The 18,131-nt window shown below is 70.2% G+C and carries 18 protein-coding genes; all 18 read right to left on the reverse strand.

Annotated features, from left to right (window positions below; all coding sequences use genetic code 11):
- Positions 1 to 6 precede the first annotated feature (6 nt).
- Entirely contained in the window at positions 7 to 381 is a 375-nt protein-coding gene (locus ACIQD7_RS30975; protein WP_121830196.1) for a F0F1 ATP synthase subunit epsilon, read from the reverse strand.
- 110 nt (positions 382 to 491) lie between these two features.
- The gene (gene atpD / locus ACIQD7_RS30980) at positions 492 to 1,934 is read right to left on the reverse strand and encodes a F0F1 ATP synthase subunit beta (protein ID WP_121830195.1); all 1,443 of its coding nucleotides are present in this window, start codon (positions 1,932 to 1,934) and stop codon (positions 492 to 494) included.
- A complete protein-coding gene (locus ACIQD7_RS30985) occupies positions 1,934 to 2,851 on the reverse strand; it encodes a F0F1 ATP synthase subunit gamma (protein ID WP_121830194.1) in 918 nt (305 codons plus the stop codon). The genes atpD and ACIQD7_RS30985 overlap by 1 nt, the downstream gene beginning before the upstream one ends.
- Before the next feature lie 20 nt (positions 2,852 to 2,871).
- Positions 2,872 to 4,470 (reverse strand): F0F1 ATP synthase subunit alpha, encoded by a 1,599-nt coding sequence (gene atpA / locus ACIQD7_RS30990; RefSeq protein WP_121830193.1) that lies wholly within the window; start codon positions 4,468 to 4,470, stop codon positions 2,872 to 2,874.
- 151 nt (positions 4,471 to 4,621) lie between these two features.
- Entirely contained in the window at positions 4,622 to 5,437 is an 816-nt protein-coding gene (locus ACIQD7_RS30995; RefSeq protein ID WP_402445989.1) for a F0F1 ATP synthase subunit delta, read from the reverse strand.
- Complete coding sequence (locus tag ACIQD7_RS31000) at positions 5,434 to 5,979, reverse strand: F0F1 ATP synthase subunit B (protein WP_121830191.1); 546 nt, start codon at positions 5,977 to 5,979, stop codon at positions 5,434 to 5,436. Before ACIQD7_RS31000 ends, ACIQD7_RS30995 begins: the two co-directional genes overlap by 4 nt.
- A gap of 41 nt (positions 5,980 to 6,020) precedes the next feature.
- Complete coding sequence (gene atpE, locus ACIQD7_RS31005; RefSeq protein ID WP_006346597.1) at positions 6,021 to 6,251, reverse strand: ATP synthase F0 subunit C; 231 nt, start codon at positions 6,249 to 6,251, stop codon at positions 6,021 to 6,023.
- Between the two features lie 91 nt (positions 6,252 to 6,342).
- Positions 6,343 to 7,152: a F0F1 ATP synthase subunit A gene (gene atpB, locus ACIQD7_RS31010; RefSeq protein WP_030218874.1), complete on the reverse strand. Its 810-nt coding sequence runs from the start codon at positions 7,150 to 7,152 to the stop codon at positions 6,343 to 6,345.
- A gap of 222 nt (positions 7,153 to 7,374) precedes the next feature.
- On the reverse strand, positions 7,375 to 7,788 hold the full coding sequence (locus tag ACIQD7_RS31015; protein WP_121830189.1) for a hypothetical protein: 414 nt from the start codon (positions 7,786 to 7,788) through the stop codon (positions 7,375 to 7,377).
- Between the two features lie 262 nt (positions 7,789 to 8,050).
- Positions 8,051 to 9,364 (reverse strand): MraY family glycosyltransferase, encoded by a 1,314-nt coding sequence (locus ACIQD7_RS31020; RefSeq protein ID WP_121830203.1) that lies wholly within the window; start codon positions 9,362 to 9,364, stop codon positions 8,051 to 8,053.
- 107 nt (positions 9,365 to 9,471) lie between these two features.
- The gene (glyA, locus tag ACIQD7_RS31025) at positions 9,472 to 10,719 is read right to left on the reverse strand and encodes a serine hydroxymethyltransferase (RefSeq protein WP_402445994.1); all 1,248 of its coding nucleotides are present in this window, start codon (positions 10,717 to 10,719) and stop codon (positions 9,472 to 9,474) included.
- A 71-nt stretch (positions 10,720 to 10,790) separates the two neighbouring features.
- The gene (locus tag ACIQD7_RS31030; protein ID WP_121830187.1) at positions 10,791 to 11,438 is read right to left on the reverse strand and encodes a protein-tyrosine-phosphatase; all 648 of its coding nucleotides are present in this window, start codon (positions 11,436 to 11,438) and stop codon (positions 10,791 to 10,793) included.
- On the reverse strand, positions 11,435 to 12,082 hold the full coding sequence (locus tag ACIQD7_RS31035) for an L-threonylcarbamoyladenylate synthase (RefSeq protein WP_053648610.1): 648 nt from the start codon (positions 12,080 to 12,082) through the stop codon (positions 11,435 to 11,437). Before ACIQD7_RS31035 ends, ACIQD7_RS31030 begins: the two co-directional genes overlap by 4 nt.
- Before the next feature lie 58 nt (positions 12,083 to 12,140).
- Entirely contained in the window at positions 12,141 to 13,022 is an 882-nt protein-coding gene (gene prmC, locus ACIQD7_RS31040) for a peptide chain release factor N(5)-glutamine methyltransferase (RefSeq protein ID WP_402445999.1), read from the reverse strand.
- Positions 13,023 to 13,100: 78 nt separating this feature from the next.
- Positions 13,101 to 14,177, reverse strand: coding sequence for a peptide chain release factor 1 (prfA, locus tag ACIQD7_RS31045; RefSeq protein ID WP_121830185.1), 1,077 nt, complete (start codon positions 14,175 to 14,177; stop codon positions 13,101 to 13,103).
- A gap of 96 nt (positions 14,178 to 14,273) precedes the next feature.
- Positions 14,274 to 14,498 (reverse strand): 50S ribosomal protein L31, encoded by a 225-nt coding sequence (rpmE, locus tag ACIQD7_RS31050; RefSeq protein WP_030218896.1) that lies wholly within the window; start codon positions 14,496 to 14,498, stop codon positions 14,274 to 14,276.
- Between the two features lie 135 nt (positions 14,499 to 14,633).
- Entirely contained in the window at positions 14,634 to 15,698 is a 1,065-nt protein-coding gene (locus tag ACIQD7_RS31055; protein WP_402446004.1) for an LCP family protein, read from the reverse strand.
- Between the two features lie 183 nt (positions 15,699 to 15,881).
- Positions 15,882 to 17,966, reverse strand: a complete 2,085-nt coding sequence (gene rho, locus ACIQD7_RS31060) for a transcription termination factor Rho (protein ID WP_402446007.1) — start codon at positions 17,964 to 17,966, stop codon at positions 15,882 to 15,884.
- Positions 17,967 to 18,131: the final 165 nt, after the last annotated feature.

Here is an 18,131-nt window from a genome sequence, read left to right on the forward strand (position 1 = left end):
GGACCGTCAGCGGACCGCTACCGCGCGCAGCCGGACGTCGGCGCGCCGCTCGGCGGCGGCGTCGGAGTCCGACTTCGCACGCTCCAGCGCGCGCTCGGCGCGCTGGGCGTCGATCTCGTCCGCCAGCTCGCAGACCTCCGCGAGCAGGGACAGCTTGTCGTCGGCGAACGAGATGAATCCGCCGTGGACGGCGGCGACGACGGTCTCGCCCTCGCTCGTACGGATGGTCACCGGGCCCGACTCCAGCACACCGAGCAGCGGCTGGTGGCCGGGCATGACGCCGATGTCGCCGGAGGTGGTACGCGCGATGACCAGGGTGGCCTCGCCGGACCAGACACTCCGGTCCGCGGCGACCAGCTCGACGTGCAGCTCAGCGGCCAAGGGTGGCTCCTCGGGTCACCACCCGGCGGTCGTGCCGGGTGTTGGGGTCAATTCTAGGGGGCGTGGAGAGGGGGGCGGGACGGGATCCCGCCCCCCTCGGAGCACGGGGCTCAGGAGACGCCAAGCTCCTTGGCGTTCTTCTTGAGGTCCTCGATGCCACCACACATGAAGAAGGCCTGCTCGGGGAAGTGGTCGTACTCACCGTCGCAGATCGCGTTGAACGCGGCGATCGACTCGTCGAGCGGAACGTCCGAACCGTCCACACCGGTGAACTGCTTGGCGGCGTGGGTGTTCTGCGACAGGAAGCGCTCGACGCGGCGGGCACGGTGGACGACGAGCTTGTCCTCCTCGCCCAGTTCGTCGATGCCGAGGATCGCGATGATGTCCTGGAGGTCCTTGTACTTCTGCAGGATTCCCTTGACGCGCGTGGCGGCGTCGTAGTGGTCCTGCGCGATGTAGCGCGGGTCCAGGATCCGGGACGTGGAGTCCAGCGGGTCCACGGCCGGGTAGATGCCCTTCTCGGAGATCGGACGGGAGAGAACCGTCGTCGCGTCGAGGTGGGCGAAGGTGGTGGCCGGGGCCGGGTCGGTCAGGTCGTCCGCGGGGACGTAGATCGCCTGCATCGAGGTGATCGAGTGACCACGGGTCGAGGTGATGCGCTCCTGGAGGAGACCCATCTCGTCGGCCAGGTTCGGCTGGTAACCCACCGCGGAGGGCATACGGCCGAGCAGGGTCGACACCTCGGAACCGGCCTGGGTGAAGCGGAAGATGTTGTCGATGAAGAACAGCACGTCCTGCTTCTGCACATCGCGGAAGTACTCCGCCATGGTCAGACCGGCGAGGGCCACGCGCAGACGGGTGCCCGGGGGCTCGTCCATCTGGCCGAAGACCAGCGCGGTCTTGTCGAGAACGCCGGCCTCCTCCATCTCGACCATGAGGTCGTTGCCCTCACGGGTGCGCTCGCCGACGCCCGCGAAGACGGAGACGCCGTCGTGCAGCTTGGCCACACGGACGATCATCTCCTGGATCAGAACGGTCTTGCCGACACCGGCACCACCGAACAGACCGATCTTTCCACCCTTGACGTACGGGGTGAGGAGGTCGACGACCTTCAGGCCGGTCTCGAACATCTCGGTCTTGGACTCGAGCTGGTCGAAGGCCGGGGCCTTGCGGTGGATCGTCCAGCGCGGCGCGTCGGCCACGGTGGAGGCGTCGGCGTTCAGCACCTCGCCGAGCGTGTTGAACACGCGGCCCTTGGTGACGTCGCCGACGGGCACCGTGATGCCCGTGCCGGTGTCGGTCACCGGGGCCTGGCGGACCAGGCCGTCGGTGGGCTGCATCGAGATGGTGCGGACGACGCCGTCACCGAGGTGCTGGGCAACCTCGAGGGTCAGCGTCTTGGTCGCGCCCTCCTCGGCCGGGTCCGGAACCTCGACGTTCAGCGCGTTGTAGATCTCCGGCATCGCGTCGACGGGGAACTCCACGTCGACGACCGGGCCGATGACCCGGGCGACGCGGCCCGTGGCGGCGGCCGTCTCAACAGTGGTCGTCATTACTTGTCACTCCCCGCGGTCGCGTCGGCCAGGGCTGCGCTGCCACCGACGATCTCGCTGATTTCCTGGGTGATTTCGGCCTGGCGGGCCGCGTTGGCAAGTCGGGAGAGGTTGTTGATCAAGTCTCCCGCGTTGTCGGTGGCCGACTTCATCGCGCGGCGCGTGGCGGCGTGCTTGGAGGCAGCCGACTGGAGCAGCGCGTTGTAGATACGGCTCTCGACGTACCGGGGCAGCAGGGCGTCGAGGACGTCCTCCGCCGACGGCTCGAAGTCGTACAGCGGACGGAGCGTGCCCGTGTCGCCGGCCTCCTTCGCCACCTCGTCGAGGCTGAGGGGCAGCAGCCGGGCCTCGACCGCCGTCTGCGTCATCATCGAGACGAACTCGGTGTAGACGATGTGGAGCTCGTCCACACCACCGTCGGCCGTGTCCTTCTCGATCGCCTCGATCAGCGGTGTCGCGATCGTCTTGGCGTCGCCGTACGACGGCTGGTCCGTGAACCCGGTCCACGAGCCGGCCAGCTTCCGCTCACGGAAGTTGTAGTGCGCGATGCCACGGCGGCCGACGACGTAGATCGTGACCTCGCGGCCCTCGCCCTCGAGCTTCGCCGTGAGCCGCTCCGCCGCCTTGATGGCGTTGGAGTTGAAGGCACCGGCCAGACCGCGGTCGCTCGAGAGGAGCAGGACCGCGGCACGGACGGGGTTCTCCGCCTCGGTGGTCAGCGGGTGCTTGTCGTTCGCACCCGTGGCCACCGCCGTGACCGCGCGCGTCAGCTCGGTCGCGTACGGAGTCGACTCCTGCACCTTGCGCTGCGCCTTGACGACACGCGAGGCGGCGATCATCTCCATCGCCTTGGTGATCTTCTTCGTCGCGGTGACGGATTTGATGCGACGCTTGTAGACCCGGAGCTGCGCTCCCATGAGTCAGGTCCCTTCCGTCGTCACTTCGAGACGTTGACGGCGGCAGGAGCGTCCTCGCCCAGCAGCTTGCCGTCAGAGGTCTCGAACTGCTTCTTGAACTCCGCGATCGCGTCGGCGACGGACTGCAGCGTGTCGTCCGACATCTTGCCGCCCTCACGGATGGAGGTCATGAGGCCCGAGTGGTTCTGGCGCAGGTACGCCAGGAGCTCGGCCTCGAAGCGGCGGATGTCGGCGACCGGGACGTCGTCCATCTTGCCGGTGGTGCCGGCCCAGACGGAGACGACCTGGTTCTCGGTGGGCATCGGCTGGTACTGAGCCTGCTTGAGCAGCTCGACCATGCGCTGTCCACGCTCCAGCTGCGCCTTGGAGGCCGCGTCCAGGTCGGAACCGAAGGCGGCGAACGCCTCCAGCTCGCGGAACTGGGCGAGGTCCACGCGGAGGCGGCCGGAGATCTGCTTCATCGCCTTGTGCTGGGCGGAGCCACCGACACGCGAGACCGAGATACCGACGTTCAGGGCCGGACGCTGGCCGGCGTTGAACAGGTCGGACTCCAGGAAGCACTGGCCGTCGGTGATGGAGATGACGTTGGTCGGGATGAACGCCGACACGTCGTTCGCCTTGGTCTCGACGATCGGAAGACCGGTCATCGAACCGGCACCCAGCTCGTCCGAGAGCTTCGCGCAGCGCTCGAGGAGACGCGAGTGCAGGTAGAAGACGTCGCCCGGGTAGGCCTCACGGCCCGGCGGGCGGCGCAGCAGCAGCGACACGGCGCGGTAGGCGTCGGCCTGCTTCGACAGGTCGTCGAAGACGATCAGGACGTGCTTGCCCTGGTACATCCAGTGCTGGCCGATGGCGGAGCCGGTGTACGGCGCCAGGTACTTGAAGCCGGCCGGGTCGGACGCCGGGGCGGCGACGATCGTCGTGTACTCGAGCGCGCCGGCCTCTTCCAGGGCGCCGCGAACGGACGCGATGGTCGAGCCCTTCTGGCCGATGGCGACGTAGATGCAGCGGACCTGCTTGTTCACGTCGCCGGAGCGCCAGTTGTCACGCTGGTTGATGATCGTGTCGACGCACAGCGCGGTCTTGCCGGTCTGGCGGTCGCCGATGATCAGCTGACGCTGGCCGCGGCCGACCGGCGTCATGGCGTCGACGGCCTTGTAGCCGGTCTCCATCGGCTCGTGCACCGACTTACGGGCCATGACGCCCGGGGCCTGCAGTTCGAGGGCGCGGCGGCCCTCGGTCGCGATCTCGCCGAGACCGTCGATCGGGTTGCCGAGCGGGTCGACAACGCGGCCGAGGTATCCCTCGCCGACACCGACGGAGAGGACCTCGCCGGTGCGCTGCACCGACTGTCCCTCCTCGATGCCGTTGAACTCGCCGAGGACGATCGCGCCGATCTCGCGCTCTTCGAGGTTCAGCGCGAGACCGAGGGTCCCGTCCTCGAACTTCAGCAGCTCGTTCGCCATGGCCGAGGGAAGACCCTCGACCTTCGCGATACCGTCACCGGCCAGGCTGACCGTGCCGACCTCCTCGCGCGAGGCCGCGTCCGGCTGGTACGACTGGACGAAGTTCTCCAGTGCGTCCCGGATCTCCTCCGGCCGGATCGTGAGCTCCGCCATCTGGGTTCCCTGCTCTCCTTGTTGGGCCCGAAGTTTCTTAAGGGGTCTGGGGGCCGACCCCCAGGAATCTTCTGCAATCTCTGCACGGCCCAACCGGGCCGCTGGTGATGCTGTGATGCTTTTCTGCTGTGGTGACCGCCGCGGTGACGCGTCAGCCGGCGAGACGACGGGTCGCCTCGTCGAGGCGCTCCGCGATCGAGCCGTTGATGACCTCGTCGCCGACCTGCACGGTGATCCCGCCGAGGACCGAGGGGTCCACGTCCAGGTTCAGGTGCATCGCGCGGCCGTACAGCTTGGCCAGGGCGGCACCGAGGCGCTGCTTCTGCCCGTCCGACAGCGGCACAGCCGAGGTGACGACCGCGACCATCCGGTCCCGGCGCGCCGCGGCGAGCTTGGACAGGGACTCGAGTCCCGCTTCCAGGCTACGTCCCCGGGGCTGGGTCACCAGACGGACGACCAGTCGCTCGGTGGTCGCGTGGGCCTTGCCGCCCAGCAGGCTGCGGAGCAGCGCGCCCTTGGCGGTGGCCGTGGCGGCCTTGTCCGTCAGCGCGGAGCGGAGCTCGTTGCTGGAGGACACGATCCGGCCGAAGCGGAACAGCTCGTCCTCGACACCGTCCAGGGTGCCCGCCTTCTGTGCCGCGGTGAGGTCTGCGGTGTTCGCCAGCTCCTCGGTCGCATCGGCCAGGTCGCGCGAGCGCGACCAGCGGGAACGGACCATGCCGGAGACCAGGTCGGCGGTCTCGCCGCCCACCTGACCGGTCAGGAGTCGCTGCGCGAGTGCGGCCTTGGCCTCACCCGACTGGGCGGGGTCGGACAGGACCCGGCGCAGCGACACCTCGCGGTCGAGCAGCACGGTGACGGCGGCGAGCTCGTCCGCGAGCTTCGTCGCGTCGACCGGGGTGTTGTCGGTCAGCGCGTCGAGGGACTCGCGGGCGGCGGCCAGTGCCTCACGGCTCGCTCCGTTCATCGGACGGCCTCGGCCTTCTCCTCGAGCTCGTCGAGGAAGCGGTCGATCGTGCGGCTCTGGCGGGCGGTGTCCTCGAGGGACTCGCCGACCAGCTTGCCGGCCAGGTCGGTGGCGAGCTTGCCCACGTCCTGGCGCAGCGAGGCCGACGCGGCCTTGCGGTCCGCCTCGATCTGCGCGTGGCCGGCCGCGATGATCTCCTCGCGCTGGCGCTGGCCTTCCGCCTTCATCTCCTGGATGATCGCGGTGCCCTGCTCCGTCGCCTCCTGGCGAAGACGCGCGGCCTCGTGGCGGGCCTCGGCGAGCTGGGCCTTGTACTGCTCCAGCACACTCTGAGCCTCGATCTGGGCCGACTCGGCCTTCTCGATGCCGCCCTCGATGGCCTCGCGGCGCTCGTCCAGAACCTTGTTGATGTTCGGGAGGAGCTTCTTGGCGAGGAAACCGAAGACGATGACGAAGGCGATCAGGCCGATGACGAGCTCGTCGAGATGCGGGATCAGAGGAGGCTGGGGCTCCTCCGCCGCCGCAAGAAGCAGAGCGTTCACATCAGTGCCTTCCGTAAAAGTGGCTGTCGTCGAAATCGGGCTTAGTAAACGAAGCCCATGACGATGCCGATGAGGGCGAGCGCCTCACAGAAGGCGAAACCCATGATCTGGTTGGTACGGATCAGGCCGGCAGCCTCGGGCTGGCGGGCGAGGGCCTGGGTGCCGTTACCGAAGATGATGCCGACGCCGACGCCGGGGCCGATCGCGGCGAGGCCGTAACCGATGGCGGCGACGTTTCCTTCGACAGCGGCGAGGGTCTGGAGAGCGGACATGCCGGTTCTTCCTTCTCTTTCAAGGACCCGGTGGGGGTTGGCCACCGGACGACTGTTGGTTTGTGAGGCGTGCTGCCGGCCGGGACCGGACTCAGTGGTGCTCGGAGAGCGCGCCCTGGATGTAGCTGGCGGCCAGGAGGACGAAGACGTACGCCTGGACGGCCTGGATGAAGAGCTCGAACGCGGTCATGACGATGACCATCACGAACGACGTGGCGGCGTAGACGATGCCGAGGCCGTTGAGCAGGTACCAAGAGGCCAGCGAGAACATCACGATGAGCAGGTGACCGGCGAACATGTTCGCGAACAGTCGGACCGCGTGCGTGAAGGGCCGGATCAGCAGGTTCGAGAAGAACTCGAGGACGACGACCAGGGGAAGGATCGGGCCGAGCGACTTGTCGTAGCCGACGATGTTCTTCCAGCCACCGACGAAGCCGTGCTTCTTGAAGGTGAGCGAGACCCAGACGACGTAGACGACCAGCGCCAGGGCCACCGGGAACGCGATCAGCGAGGTGACCGGGAACTGGGCCAGCGGGATGATCGACCAGAGGTTCATCATCCACACGAGGAAGAACAGCGTGACCATCAGCGGGACGTACTTCTCGCCGTCCTTCTTGCCGATGATCTCGTAGACGATGCCGCGGCGCACGAAGTCGTACCCGGCCTCGCCGACCATCTGCATCTTGCCGGGGATCAGCTTCGGCTTGCGGAAGGCGGCCCAGAAGAACCCGACGACCACGACGGAGCTCAGGATCGCGAGCAGCATGGGCTTCGTCAGCTCGAAGCTGCCCCACGTGGCGATCGGCTCGTACATGAACGTGTGCAGGCCCGGCGCCGGGAAGCCACATCCGGTGAAGATGTGGCAATCCGGGTCGAAGGCAAGCGTCTGGTCAGCACTCACCGCGGGCTCCTTCAGCGTGGCGCATAGGTACGGCAACCTCGTTGTGTCGGCGCGGCACGCAGCCGCGGGTCGGCACTGGACTGGTCTTACGGATAAGGGGGCGGCGGTTCGGCTTCGAGCCTCGCGCTGGGACAGGCGTCTCGGATGCCCGCGCCCGCAGTGCCGCAGTTGGCACCGGACGATAGCAGGAAGCCGAAGGCGGCTTTATCCCGGCCCTACCCTTCACGACTTCGACCCCGTGTTCGCGGGGTCGATGTAGGTGATCTTGGCCTTCATGTAGGCCCGGGCCTGTGCGGCGACCCATACGACGGTCGCCGCGAGCAGCGTGAAGGCGAAGGCCTTGAAGTCGAACAGCGTGGTGTTCTTGAGCAACGCCAGGAAGATGAAGAGCACCAGGAGCTGGGCCGTGTAGAGCATCAGCCCCATCGCCTGGAACAGGTGCGGCAGCGACTTCGCCGTCCGCTGGAGAACCAGCTGGCCGATCCCCATGAAGAGGATGACCACCAGGGTGCCGACGACTCCGCCGAGCGCTCCCTTGCCACCGGCGACCACGCCGCTGATCACCGTGGCGATCGCGCCGACGGCAGCGGTGGGGATGACGGTGTGCAGCAGGATGCGTGCGTCGTTGGACGGCATGGCGGTGTCTCCGCTTGATGGAGGGGGCGATGGTGTCGTCATGGACGAGCGTAAGCCCGGTCCGAGGTGGGTCTCGGGGCCAACGGACCGTCGCACTACGGTCTTTCGGCACTGTCGCCGGGTCTCGTGAACGGTATCACAAACTATTTGAATAGGTCTTTACCCATAAGGTGTGCCAGTTGTCACACATGAGAGTTACACCGCGCGTGTGTGCGCGACAGCGGGGCACCTTGTCTGGTAATGGCCGCCGCCGCGGCTTTCGTCAACTCGGCGTTCCGGCCTTCCGCCGGTCGGTGAAGCGCGCGCGGTTGCCGATGGCGGTGGCGCCGTTGATCCCGGCGGGCACCGGGACTCGTTCCTCCTCGGCCGCGGCCGGCTCCGGGACCGTCTCCGCGGCGGGGGCGGGCCCGCGGCGCCGGTAGCGGGGCGGCACGACGGACTCGGCCCAGCGGGGCGCGCGCGGCGTGAAGCGCGGCATCAGGAGCAGCACCAGGCCGATCGCGCTGAGCGCGACGACCCCGAGGACGATCCACATCGAGGTCGAGTGGACCGAGTACGCCAGCGTCCCGAAGGCGATCAGGGCCGACCAGAAGTACATGATCAGCACCGCGCGGCTGTGCGAGTGCCCGATCTCCAGGAGCCGGTGGTGCAGGTGGCCCCGGTCGGCGGCGAACGGCGACTGGCCCTTCCAGGTGCGGCGCACGATCGCCAGGACCAGGTCCGCCATCGGGATCGCGATGATCGTCAGCGGCAGCACGAGCGGGATGAAGACCGGCAGGGCGGCGTGGGTGGCCTCGCGGGTCGAGCCCTCGAAGAGCTTCAGCACGTCGGGGTCGACCTGGCCGGTGATCGAGATGGCGGAGGCCGCCAGGATCAGGCCGATCAGCATCGAGCCGGAGTCGCCCATGAAGATCCGCGCCGGGTGCATGTTGTGCGGCAGGAAGCCCAGGCACATGCCCATGAGGATGGCGGTGAAGAGCGTCGCGGGGGCCGCGGCCTCGATCGTGTAGCCGTACCAGAGGCGGTAGCCGTACAGGAAGAAGGCGGTGGCGGCGATGCAGACCATGCCGGCGGCGAGGCCGTCGAGGCCGTCGACGAAGTTGACCGCGTTGATGGTGAGGACCACCAGGGCGACCGTGAGGAGCGTGCCCTGTCCGGGGGTCAGGGAGACGACGCCGACGCCGGGGATCGGCAGCCACAGGATCGTCAGGCCCTGCGCGACCATGACGCCCGCCGAGATCATCTGCGCGCCCAGCTTGATGAGCGCGTCCAGCTCGAACTTGTCGTCCAGGACGCCGATCAGCCAGATCAGCGCCGCGCCGGAGAGCAGCGCGCGGGGCTCGTTGGACAGTTCGAAGACGCTGCTCAGGTTCTGCAGGTGGGCGGCGACGAGCAGGCCCGCGCACAGTCCGAAGAACATGGCGATGCCACCGAGCCGCGGAGTCGGTTCTCGGTGTACGTCGCGGGCGCGGATCTCCGGCATCGCCCCGGTCGCGATGGCGAACTTGCGCACCGGTCCGGTGAGCAGGTAGGTCACCGCGGCCGTGACACAGAGCGTCAGCAGGTAATCACGCACGGGCTGCCCCACAGGAATCGCTGGCCATCTCAGCCCCACACCCTAGCCGTGCCGTCCATGTGCTGGGAGACACGCGGGTCGCCCGAACGGTTGCGGCGGGGGTCCGCTCAGTGTGCGTACGGCGGAAATCGGCCGGTCAGCGCGCGTACTTCCGCCCGTACCCGGGCGGTCTCCGCCGGGTCGTCGCGGAGCGCGGCGGTGAACAGGCCCGCGATCCTGGCCATTTCGGTGGCGCCCATGCCCTGGGTGGTGACGGCGGCCGTGCCGAGCCGGATCCCGCGCCCCTCCCCGTGCGGGAGCGCGCAGGTGTCGAGGACGATGCCGGCGGCGGCGAGCCGGGTGCGGGCGGTGCGCCCGTCGACGCCGAGGGGGGCGGGGTCGGCGGTGATGAGGTGGGTGTCGGTGCCGCCAGTGGTCGGCGCGAAGCCCTCGGCGGCGAGGGCGGCGGCGAGGATCCGGGCGTGCTCGACCACCCGATGGGCGTACGCGGTGAACGCGGGGGTCTCCGCCTCGCCGAAGGCCACCGCCTTCGCCGCGATCGTGTGCATCTGGGCGCCGCCCTGGCTGAACGGGAACACCGCCCGGTCGATCCGGCCGGCGAGCTCCTCCCCGCACAGGACCATTCCGCCGCGCGGGCCGCGCAGCACCTTGTGGGTGGTGGCGCAGACGACGTCGGCGTACGGGACGGGGTTGGGGGCCGCTCCCCCGGCGACCAGGCCGATGGGGTGGGCCGCGTCGGCGATGAGGTAGGCGCCGGTCTCGTCGGCGATCTCGCGGAAGACCGCGTAGTCGAGGTGGCGGGGGTAGGAGATGGAGCCGCAGACGATCGCCTTGGGGCGGTGGTGGCGGGCGAGGGCGGCGACCTGCTCGTAGTCGACGAGGCCGGTCTCGGCGTCGACGCCGTACGGGATGAAGTCGAACCAGCGGCCGGAGAAGTTGGCGGGCGAACCGTGGGTGAGGTGCCCGCCGTGCTCCAGGCCCATGGCCAGGACCGTGTCACCGGGCCTGAGAAGGGCCGCGTACGCCGCCAGGACGGCCGAGGAGCCGGAGTGGGCCTGGACGTTCGCGTGGTCGGCTCCGAAGAGCGCGGTGGCCCGTTGCACGGCGATCCGCTCGACGGCGTCGGCGTACTCGCAGCCGCCGTGGTGGCGGGCGCCGGGATAGCCCTCGGCGTACTTGTTGGCGAGCGGGGATCCGAGGGCGGCGAGGACGGCGGGCGAGGTGAAGTTCTCCGCCGCGATCAGCTGCAGGCTGTCGGCCTGCCGCCGCTCCTCGCCGAACAGCACGTCGGCGACCTCCGGGTCCTGCCGGCGCAGGACGTCGAGCTCGTCGTCGGGGGGCGCGGTGACCGGCATGGCTGACTCCGGGCGTGGAGGGATGTCAGCACCAATGTAGGTACCCGCCGCCGGACGCGCGCGCCGAGCACTCAGCGCCGCGCCGCCACCCCGGTCAGAGCCGTCACCACGGGGTCGAGGGCTTGATTGATCTCGTCGCCGATCGAGCGGAAGAAGGTGATGGGGGCGCCGTACGGGTCGTTGACCTCGTCCGCGTCCGGGGACGGGGCCAGGAGCCACCCGCGTAGAGCCGCGGCCGCGCGGACCAGGGCGCGGGCGCGTTCGACCATGCCCTCGTCGCGCGGGTCCGGGAGCGTGGCCGGGTCGATGGCGCGGACCAGGCGGGTGAACTCCTTCAGGGTGAAGGTGCGCAGGCCCGCCGAGTGGCCCATCGAGATGACCTGCGCCCGGTGGTCGCGGGTCGCCGTCAGGACGAGGTCCGCCCGGATGACGTGCTCGTCGAGGAGCTCGCGGCCCACGAAGCCGCTGTAGTCCGCGCCGAAGTCGGCGAGGACCAGCTCCGCGTTGGCCTCCATCGGGGCGCCCTCGTGGCCCCAGGTGCCCGCGCTCTCCACGATCAGGCCGCCGCCGAGGGGGTCCCCGAGCCGGTCGCACAGGGCGTGGCGGGTCAGCCGCTCGGTGATCGGCGAGCGGCAGACGTTGCCGGTGCTGACGTGGAGGATGCGGAAGGTGTCGCCGTCGTCGTGCCCCGCTATGCCACGCCCCTCAGGGGCGGTCAACTGGCCACCTCGAGGTCGGGTACGACCTTCCGGAGCTCCTCCGCGGAGAGCGCTCCCTGCCGCAGCAGCACCGGCACCGGGCCGGTCACGTCGACGATGGACGAGGGGACGTTGCCGGGCGTCGGGCCGCCGTCGAGGTACACGGAGACGGAGTCGCCGAGCATGTTCTGCGCGGCGTCGCAGTCCTCCGGCGACGGGTGGCCGGTGAGGTTCGCCGAGGAGACGGCCATCGGGCCGACCTCGGTGAGCAGCTCGATCGCGACCGGGTGCAGCGGCATCCGGACGGCGACGGTGCCCCGGGTGTCGCCGAGGTCCCACTGGAGGGACGGCTGGTGCCTGGCGACCAGGGTGAGCGCGCCGGGCCAGAAGGCGTCGACGAGCTCCCAGGCCTGCTCGGAGAAGTCGGTGACCAGGCCGTGCAGGGTGTTCGGGGAGCCGATGAGCACGGGCGTGGGCATGTTGCGGCCGCGCCCCTTGGCGGCCAGCAGGTCCGCCACGGCCTCGCTGCTGAAGGCGTCCGCCCCGATCCCGTACACGGTGTCGGTGGGCAGCACGACCAGTTCGCCCCGGCGGACGGCGGACGCGGCCTCGCGCAGGCCGGTCAGTCGGTCGGTCGCCTCGTTGCAGTCGTATCGCCGTGCCATCAGTTCCCGGCCTCCTCGTACGCGTGGTTCGTCATGGCGGTGATGACGGTCGGGGCCGTCATGGGGTCGCCTTGCGGGCGGTCGCGAAGCGCGGCCGGTTGTTCAGGTCGGGGTGGTCGGCGGCGTCGGTCCAGCCGGCCTCCTCGTTGAAGATCCAGGGCACCTGGCCGCCCTGGGTGTCCGCGTGCTCGATGACCACGAGGCCGCCGGGGCGGAGCAGACGGTGGGCGGTGCGCTCGATGCCGCGGATGGTGTCGAGGCCGTCCTCGCCGGAGAAGAGGGCCATCTCCGGGTCGTGGTCGCGGGCCTCGGGCGCCACGTACTCCCACTCGGTGAGCGGGATGTACGGCGGGTTGGAGATGACCAGGTCGACCTGGCCGTCCAGGTCCGGCAGGGCGCTCAGCGCGTCCCCCTGGTGGACGGTGACGCGCGAGCCCTCGGCGTTCTTCCGGGTCCAGACGAGGGCGTCGTCGGAGAGCTCGACGGCGTGCACGCGAGAGCGCGGCACCTCCTGGGCCATGGCGAGGGCGATGGCCCCGGAGCCGGTGCACAGGTCGACGATGAGCGGTTCGACGACGTCCATGGCGCGCACGGCGTCTATGGCCCAGCCGACGACCGACTCGGTCTCCGGCCGGGGCACGAAGACGCCGGGCCCCACCTGGAGCTCCAGGTAGCGGAAGAACGCCCGCCCGGTGATGTGCTGGAGGGGTTCGCGGGCCTCGCGGCGGGCGACCGTCTCCCAGTAGCGGGCGTCGAAGTCGGCGTCCTTGACGTTGTGCAGCTCCCCCCGCCTGACGCCGTGCACGAACGCGGCGAGCTCCTCGGCGTCGAAGCGCGGGGAGGGGACGCCGGCGTCGGCCAGCCGCCGGGTGGCCTGGGCCACCTCGGCGAGCAGCAGACTGCGGGGGCCTGGGGGTCGCCCCCCAGAAGGTGACTGCACGCTGGTCCTCCGTGGTGCGGGGTGGGGCTTGAGGGGTCGGCCGTACGCTCTGCGGAGCCGTACGGCCTTGCGGGCGCCTCAGGCCGCGGCGAGCTTCGCCGCGGAGTCGGCGTCGACGCACGCCTGGATCATGGTGTCGAGGTCGCCGTCGAGCACCTGGTCCAGGTTGTACGCCTTGAAGCCGACGCGGTGGTCCGAGATGCGGTTCTCCGGGAAGTTGTACGTCCGGATCTTCTCGGAGCGGTCGACGGTGCGGACCTGGCTGCGGCGGGCGTCGGCGGCCTCGGCCTCGGCCTTCTCCTGGGCGGCGGCGAGGAGCCGGGAGCGCAGGATGCGCATGGCCTGCTCCTTGTTCTGGAGCTGGCTCTTCTCGTTCTGGCAGGAGGCGACGATGCCGGTCGGCAGGTGGGTGATGCGGACGGCGGAGTCGGTGGTGTTGACCGACTGGCCGCCGGGGCCGGACGAGCGGTAGACGTCGATGCGCAGGTCGTTGGCGTGGACCTCGACCTCGACCTCCTCGGCCTCGGGCGTGACGAGCACGCCGGCGGCGGAGGTGTGGATGCGGCCGGCGGACTCGGTCGCGGGGACGCGCTGGACGCGGTGCACCCCGCCCTCGTACTTGAGCCGGGCCCAGACGCCCTGGCCGGGCTCGGTGGCGCCGTTGCCGCCCTTGGTCTTCACGGCGACCTGGACGTCCTTGTAGCCGCCCAGCTCGGACTCGGTGGCGTCGATGATCTCGGTCTTCCAGCCGACGCGCTCGGCGTACCGGAGGTACATGCGGAGCAGGTCGCCGGCGAAGAGCGCGGACTCGTCGCCGCCGGCGCCGGCCTTGATCTCCAGGATGACGTCCTTGTCGTCGCTGGGGTCGCGCGGGACGAGGAGCAGGCGGAGCTTGTCGGTCAGCTCCTCCCGGTCCTTCTCCAGCTGCTTGACCTCGGCGGCGAAGTCGGGGTCGTCGTGCGCCAGCTCGCGGGCGGTCTCGATGTCGTCACCGGTCTGCTTCCAGGAGCGGTAGGTGGCGACGATCGGGGTCAGCTCGGCGTAGCGCTTGTTGAGCTTGCGCGCGTTCGCCTGGTCGGCGTGGACCGAGGGGTCCGCCAGCTTCGTCTCGAGGTCGGCGTGCTCGCCGACCAGTTCCTCGACCGCCTCGAACATTCGGGGGCTCCTGGTTTTCGTCAGTTGCTACGGGGACGCCAAAGCGCCGGTCCCGGCCACCCGCGCGGGGCGACCGTGGACCGGCGCAGGGGCTCGCTACTTGTTGGCGGAGCCGGCAGCCTTGCCGAAGCGGGCCTCGAAGCGGGCGACGCGGCCGCCGGTGTCGAGGATCTTCTGCTTGCCCGTGTAGAACGGGTGGCACTCGGAGCAGACCTCGGCACGGATGGTGCCGTCGGTGAGGGTGCTACGGGTGGTGAACGACGCGCCACAGGTGCAGCTGACCTGGGTCTCGACGTACTCGGGGTGGATCTCGCGCTTCAAGGTGTCTCCTATGTTCCGGGAGGGCACCGGGTCGCCGCCGCGGGTTGCGGACTGCGTGAACCGGGGCCGACGTACCAGTCTGCCAGGACCGGCCGCATCTCCCCAAACCGGGGTCGGGCCGGAGGTATTCCCGGGCTACCCGACGACGCCGTCGGCGGCACCGGTGGCGGTGCCCTCCGTCGCGGCGGCGGGGACGGGCAGATCGTCCTTGAGCGCCTTCCAGACCTGCCCGGACTGCCGCTCCAGGGGGACGACGCGGTTGGGGTCGATCCGGTCGTACGCGACGGGCAGCGTGATCATGTGGACGTTCTGGGCGCCGATGCCGGAGAGGCCCCTGGCGAAGGAGGCCAGCTCCTGGACGGAGTCGAGGTCGGAGTCGGGGGTGATGGCCTTGGTGGCGGCGTCGGCGAGGCCGAGGAGCTTCGCCGGGCTGGTCAGGACGCCGACGTCCTTGACCTGCTCGACGAAGGCCTTCATGAAGGCCTGCTGGAGCTGGATGCGGCCGAGGTCGCTGCCGTCGCCGACGCTCTTGCGGGTGCGGACGAGGCCGAGGGACCGCTCGCCGTCGAGGGTGTGGGTGCCCGGTGCGAGGTCGAGGTGGCTCTTGTCGTCCCGGATGGGCTCGGTGGTGGTGATCTCGACGCCGCCGAGCTCGTCGATGAGCCTCTTGAAGCCGGTGAAGTCGACCTCGATGTAGTGGTCCATGCGGATGCCGGACATCGCCTCGACGGTCTTCACGGCGCAGGCGGGGCCGCCGACCTCGTACGCCGTGTTGAACATGGCGCGGCGCCGGCCGGGGACGTCGGTGCCGTGCGCGTCGGTGCAGTCCGGCCGCTCTATGAGGGTGTCGCGGGGTATGGAGACCACGCTCGCCTTCTTGTGGCCCTCGTGGACGTGGACGACCATCGCGGTGTCGGAGCGGGCGCCGCCCTCGTCCCGGCCGTAGGCGTCGTTGTCGCCGGAGCGCGAGTCGGAGCCGAGGACGAGGATGTCCAGGGAGCCGTCGTCGACGTCGACGGGGCGCTGGGGGCCGAGCTGGGCGTTGATGTCGACGCCCTCGATGTTGGCGTCGAGCTCCCGGTAGGAGGCGTAGCCGAATCCGGCGCCGCCGAGGACGAGGAGCGCGAGGACCCCCGTGATGAGGAGCGGTGCCCTGCGGCGCCGGCCGCCCGTACCGCCGCTGTTCGTCTGCTCGGTCATCGCCCCAACCCCCGGCCTTCGGCCCTAGATTCACCTTCTGTGACGGCGGAGGGTGCGAAAGGGTTGCGCGCGGATTCCCGTGGATTCGGGCGGGGTTCGGGCGGGATCCTGGTGGGGTCCTGGTGGAAAAACACCGCGCCCACCGTGCGAACACGGTGGGCGCGGTGGTCGGCGCGGGACGCGTCAGTCGTTGTTGCTCGCTCCGGGGGTGGTCTTCTGGATCTGGAGGAGGAACTCGCCGTTCGACTTCGTCTGCTTCATCTTGTCGAGGAGCAGCTCGATCGCCTGCTGCTGGTCGAGCGCGTGCAGCACGCGGCGGAGCTTCCAGGTGACCGCGAGCTCGTCGCTGCCGAGGAGGATCTCCTCCTTGCGCGTGCCCGAGGCGTCGACGTCGACGGCCGGGAAGATGCGCTTGTCGGCGAGCTTCCGGTCGAGCTTGAGCTCCATGTTGCCGGTGCCCTTGAACTCCTCGAAGATCACCTCGTCCATGCGCGAGCCGGTGTCGACGAGCGCGGTGGCCAGGATGGTCAGCGAGCCGCCGTCCTCGATGTTGCGCGCGGCACCAAAGAAGCGCTTCGGCGGGTAGAGCGCGGTCGAGTCGACACCACCGGACAGGATGCGGCCGGAGGCCGGGGCGGCGAGGTTGTACGCGCGGCCCAGGCGGGTGATCGAGTCGAGCAGGACGACCACGTCGTGACCCAGCTCCACGAGGCGCTTGGCGCGCTCGATGGCCAGCTCGGCGACGGTGGTGTGGTCCTCGGCCGGGCGGTCGAAGGTCGAGGAGATGACCTCGCCCTTGACCGACCGCTGCATGTCGGTGACCTCTTCCGGACGCTCGTCGACCAGGACGACCATCAGGTGGCACTCGGGGTTGTTGTGCGTGATCGCGTTGGCGATGGCCTGCATGATCATGGTCTTGCCGGTCTTCGGCGGGGCCACGATCAGACCGCGCTGGCCCTTGCCGATCGGCGACACGAGGTCGATGATCCGGGTGGTCAGCACGCCCGGGTCGGTCTCCAGGCGGAGCCGGTCCTGCGGATAGAGCGGGGTCAGCTTGTTGAACTCCGGACGGCCGCGGCCGGAGTCGGCGGCCATGCCGTTCGCGGAGTCCAGGCGGACCAGCGCGTTGAACTTCTCGCGGCGCTCGCCCTCCTTCGGCTGGCGCACGGCACCGGTGACGTGGTCGCCCTTGCGCAGGCCGTTCTTGCGGACCTGGGCGAGGGAGACGTACACGTCGTTCGGGCCGGGCAGGTAGCCGGAGGTCCGGATGAACGCGTAGTTGTCGAGGATGTCGAGGATGCCCGCGACGGGGATCAGGACGTCGTCGTCCGCGACCTGCGGCTCGCCGGCCTGGAAGTCGTCGCGGCCACGGCGCCCGCGGCGGTCGCGGTAGCGCCCGCGACGGCCACGGCGGCCGCCGGCCTCGTCGTCGTAGTCGTCCTGCGGACCGGCCTGCTGGCCGCCGCCCTGCTGGCCCTGGCCGCCGCCCTGACCCTGGCCCTGGCGCTCCTGGCGGTCCTTGCGCTGGCCGCCCTGGCCGCCGCCCTGCTGGTCGTCGCCCTTGCGGTCGCGCTGGCGGTCCCGGCGGTCGCGGCGGTCACCGCGCTCGCCGCGGTCCCGGCGGCCGCGGCCCTCGGCGCCGTCGGCGCCCTCGGTCCGGGTGTCGGTCTGCGTCTCGGCCTTGACCTCGCGGGTCTCGGTACGGGCTTCCGCACGGGCCTCGGTCTTGACGGCCTGGGCGCCCTCGGTCCCGCCCTCCGGCGAACCGGCGGGGGCGGTGGCGCGACGGCGGCGGCGCTCGCCGGCCGGCTGGTCGTCGCCGGCGCCCTGCTCCGACGGGGTCTTGGGCGAGGGCTGGCCCGGGATGTCGATCTGCTGCTGGGCGACGGCCTTCTCGGCCTTCTCCGCCTTGGGGGCGGGGGCCTCGGCGGCCGGCTCGGCGGCGGTCTCGCCCGTACGGGCCTTGGAGGTGGCGCGGCGCTTCGGCTTGGCGTCGGTGGTGTCGGCGGCCTTGGCGGGGGCGGCGGAGCCGCCTCCGGCCTGCGCCTCCTTGATGACCTCGATCAGCTGGCTCTTGCGCATCCGCGCGGTGCCCCTGATGCCGAGGCCGGACGCGACCTGCTGCAGCTCGGCCAGGACCATGCCCTCGAGGCCGGTGCCGGAGCGGCGGCGCCGTGCGGTGCCGCCGGTGGCAGCACCTGCGGCGGGCGCGGCGTTGTCGACACTGTTGTCGGCAGTCACGCCCATCAGATCGGTGGTGTCGCTCACGAAGGGTCCTTCCCTGGAGCGGACGTCGGCCATCTGGCTCGGCGACCGGTTGTGCTGTCCGGCAGGGTCCTGGTGTGTGGACCGAGTCCGGGGCGGTGGTCCCGCCGGGTGCGGCGGAAGAGAGGAAACGTGCTGTGGGTCCGGCCCGAGGCCCCCTGCTCGGCC

This window comes from Streptomyces sp. NPDC093071, assembly GCF_044754545.1.
Classification (GTDB): Bacteria; Actinomycetota; Actinomycetes; order Streptomycetales; family Streptomycetaceae; genus Streptomyces.

What these genes read in the sequence shown, in the direction of transcription:
- atpD (WP_121830195.1), bottom strand. Translation starts at nt 1,934, where the DNA reads ATGACGACCACTGTTGAGACGGCCGCCGCCACGGGCCGCGTCGCCCGG.
- ACIQD7_RS30985 (WP_121830194.1), bottom strand. Translation starts at nt 2,851, where the DNA reads ATGGGAGCGCAGCTCCGGGTCTACAAGCGTCGCATCAAATCCGTCACC.
- atpA (WP_121830193.1), bottom strand. Translation starts at nt 4,470, where the DNA reads ATGGCGGAGCTCACGATCCGGCCGGAGGAGATCCGGGACGCACTGGAG.
- ACIQD7_RS30995 (WP_402445989.1), bottom strand. Translation starts at nt 5,437, where the DNA reads ATGAACGGAGCGAGCCGTGAGGCACTGGCCGCCGCCCGCGAGTCCCTC.
- atpE (WP_006346597.1), bottom strand. Translation starts at nt 6,251, where the DNA reads ATGTCCGCTCTCCAGACCCTCGCCGCTGTCGAAGGAAACGTCGCCGCC.
- ACIQD7_RS31015 (WP_121830189.1), bottom strand. Translation starts at nt 7,788, where the DNA reads ATGCCGTCCAACGACGCACGCATCCTGCTGCACACCGTCATCCCCACC.
- glyA (WP_402445994.1), bottom strand. Translation starts at nt 10,719, where the DNA reads ATGCCGGTCACCGCGCCCCCCGACGACGAGCTCGACGTCCTGCGCCGG.
- ACIQD7_RS31035 (WP_053648610.1), bottom strand. Translation starts at nt 12,082, where the DNA reads ATGGCACGGCGATACGACTGCAACGAGGCGACCGACCGACTGACCGGC.
- prfA (WP_121830185.1), bottom strand. Translation starts at nt 14,177, where the DNA reads ATGTTCGAGGCGGTCGAGGAACTGGTCGGCGAGCACGCCGACCTCGAG.
- ACIQD7_RS31055 (WP_402446004.1), bottom strand. Translation starts at nt 15,698, where the DNA reads ATGACCGAGCAGACGAACAGCGGCGGTACGGGCGGCCGGCGCCGCAGG.